The following is a 2,929-nucleotide window of genomic DNA, read 5'->3' on the forward strand; positions in this document are numbered from 1 at the left end:
CCCGTCGGGGTGTCGTCGTAGTTGTAGGCCCGGCGGTGGAAGCGCTCGGCGGTGTTCTCCGAGTGGGCGCGCCTCATGTGCGAGAACTCCGGGATCACCGGGAAGCCGATGGTCGTCGTCGCCTCGAAGTCGGGCTCGTCGGCCTCCGCCGTCCCGGTGAGGGGCGCGCCGTTCGCGAGGGTCCGGGGGAGGAGACGGGTCGGTCAGACGCCGCGGGGACCTCCGGGGAGGTCCTCGCCGCGGCTCGCGTCGATGATCAGGAGGCGGGCTGCAGAGGGGGGCCGCGCCGCAGCGCCGCCTGGGGGAAGACGCCCGAGGCGAGGGGGAGCACGTCGCGCAGCTCGAAGGAGGAGCGTCGCGCGGGTCGAGGAGCGGCCACCGGAGCCGGCACGACCCGCACCAGGCGGGTGACGAGGTGGCTCGTCGTCGCGGCGACTCGGACGAGGAGGGACTCGCCGCGGTGGAGCGCCGCGGTCGTCGCGACGGCGGCGACGAGGTGCGCCGCCCACATCGAGGAGCCGGTCATCCCGCTGTGCGTCATCGCCGCGCTGACGTCGATCACGGCACCGTGGTGCGCGTGCAGGGTCGGCGCATCGACCGGCCCCGCGAAGGTCCCGATCGTGAAGAGCGTGTGGAACAGGAACTGGCTGACTCCCACCGAGGCCGCCAGGCGGACCAGGGAGAGCCTGCGCCCGGCGAGCGCCACGCACACCAGGACCGACAGGACGAGCGGCATCGCGACACCGAGCGGACCCGGGATCTGACCGCCACCGGCCACGTGCGAGAACAGCGCGACGAGCGTCGCCAGCGTCGCCGCGACGACACCCCGGAGGGTGCGCAGCGGGCGCGACGACGACATCTCCCCAGTGTCGCAGACGCCTCCTTCCCGCGGAGGACCGCTCCCGGGCGAGAGGGGCGGCCGGCCGACGGTTCCTCTCAGCGGACCGCGGAGGCTCCGGGGCGTCACTTCTCGGGCCGGACCACCAGCCCGACGCCGCCGCCGCGCCGCACCGGTTCGGCGACCGCGGTCATCCGGCCGGAGGGGTCGACCTCGATGGCGGCCACCGCCCCGATCTGCGCGGCCGAGGTGAAGGTGTCGCCCGAGGGGACCAGCTGCTGGCCGAAGGGAGCGAGGTCGTCGGCGTACGCCTCGATGAACTCGGGCTCGGCCGAGGTCGTCGCGCCGTTGCGCTGGGAGGCGCGGGGCGCTGCCACCGCCTCGGGGAGCGTCATGCCGAGGTCGATGCGGTTGACCAGGGTCTGCAGGACCGTCGTGATGATCGTCGATCCGCCCGGCGAGCCGACGACGAACCGCACGTCCCCGCCGTCGAGCACGATCGTCGGCGACATCGACGAGCGCGGGCGCTTGCCCGGCTCGATCCGGTTCGGGTCCCCGTCGACGAAGGTGGGGGAGAAGTCGGTCATCTCGTTGTTGAGGAGGAAGCCGCGGCCCGGGACGGTCATCGCCGAGCCGCCGGTCTGCTCGATCGTGAGCGTGTAGGAGGCGGCGTTGCCCCACTTGTCGACGACCGAGAGGTGGGTCGTGGAGATGTTCTCGGTGTCCGACTCCTCCGCGGCGGGGGCGGTCGCGCATCCGGAGCCGTCGAGAGCGCCGGGCGCGACCGGGCGGACGGAGGCGGTCGCCGGGTCGATCGTGCAGTCCCGCGAGTCCGCGAACTCCTGGCTGAGGAGCGTCTCGGTGGGCACGTCGACGAAGGCGAGGTCGCCGACGTAGGCGCCCCGGTCGGCGAAGGCGCGGGCGGACGCCTCGAGGTAGAGGTGCAGGGCGCTGCCGGTGTCCTCGGCCGCGAGGTCGTGGTTCTCGAGGATGTTGAGGGCCTCGCCGACCGCGATCCCGCCGGAGGAGGAGGGTGCCATCCCGTAGACGTCGAGTCCGCGGTAGGAGACGCGGGTCGGCGCCTGCTCGGCGACCGAGTACGCCGCGAGGTCGGCGGCGGTCATCGTGCCGGCCGGGGCCGGGAGGTCCGACCCCTCGGCGATCCGCGGGTTCTGGACCGTGTCGGCGATCTCGGCGGCCAGCGCGCCCTCGTAGAACGCGTCCGGCCCGTGGACGGCGATGGAGGTCAGCGTCTTCGCGAGGTCGAGGTTGCGGAAGGTGCTGCCCACCTTCGGCGCGTCCCCACCGGGGAGGAAGAGCTCGGCCGTGTCGGGGAACGCCTGGAACCGCTCGAGGTTGTCGAGCGTCTGGTTGCGGAAGGTCTCGTCCACCCGGAAGCCCTTCGCCGCGAGCGCGATCGAGGGTGCCAGCACGACGGGGAGCGGCAGGGTGCCGAAGCGGTCGACCGCGGTGTCCCAGGTCGCCACCGTGCCGGGCACGCCGACCGCGACGCCGGAGGAGACGAGGTCCGGGGTGAACGGGTACGGGGCTCCGGTCGCGGGGTCGAGGAACGCGTCCGAGGTGATGCCGGCCGGCGCTGTCTCGCGTCCGTCGATGGTGCTGACCTCGCCGGAGGCCTTGTCGAAGTAGACGAAGTACCCGCCTCCGCCGATGCCGGCGCTGTAGGGCTCGCTCACGCCGAGGGCGGCTGCCGTGGCGACAGCGGCGTCAGCTGCGTTGCCGCCGCGCTTCAGCACCTCCATGCCCACGCGGCTCGCGTTCGCGTCGACGCTCGAGACCGCTCCGCCGTAGCCCACCTGCGTCGAGGGCGAGATGAGGGGTCCGCCGAGGAAGTCGCGGATCTTCTCGGGCGTGAGCCCGCTGTCCTTCAGGTACCCGGAGAGGGGCCTGTCGAGAGCGGACGCCGGTGCGGCACCCGCCACTCCCACTGCGACGACCGCGACCAGCGCGATCGCGATCCTGCGGAGCACGGGTGTCGTGGCCATGGCGTTCCTCCATCGGAACTCAGTGGTGCGCGGTCGGCGATGCGGGTCCCCCCAACCTAGGGGCGGGTGGTGGTGCGGGGAAGCG

General features: G+C 73.3%; 2 protein-coding genes and 1 pseudogene. All 3 read right to left on the bottom strand.

From position 1 onward, the window contains the following. Nucleotides 1–185 (bottom strand): annotated as a pseudogene (locus C5C37_RS18005) (peroxidase); the annotation flags it as partial. 71 nt (nt 186–256) lie between these two features. After that, the gene (locus tag C5C37_RS16960) at nt 257–859 is read right to left on the bottom strand and encodes a hypothetical protein (RefSeq protein WP_104339336.1); all 603 of its coding nucleotides are present in this window, start codon (nt 857–859) and stop codon (nt 257–259) included. 104 nt (nt 860–963) lie between these two features. After that, the gene (gene ggt / locus C5C37_RS16965; protein WP_104339337.1) at nt 964–2,844 is read right to left on the bottom strand and encodes a gamma-glutamyltransferase; all 1,881 of its coding nucleotides are present in this window, start codon (nt 2,842–2,844) and stop codon (nt 964–966) included. Nucleotides 2,845–2,929: the final 85 nt, after the last annotated feature.

Source organism: Rathayibacter sp. AY1F9 (assembly GCF_002932155.1).
GTDB lineage: Bacteria > Actinomycetota > Actinomycetes > Actinomycetales > Microbacteriaceae > Rathayibacter.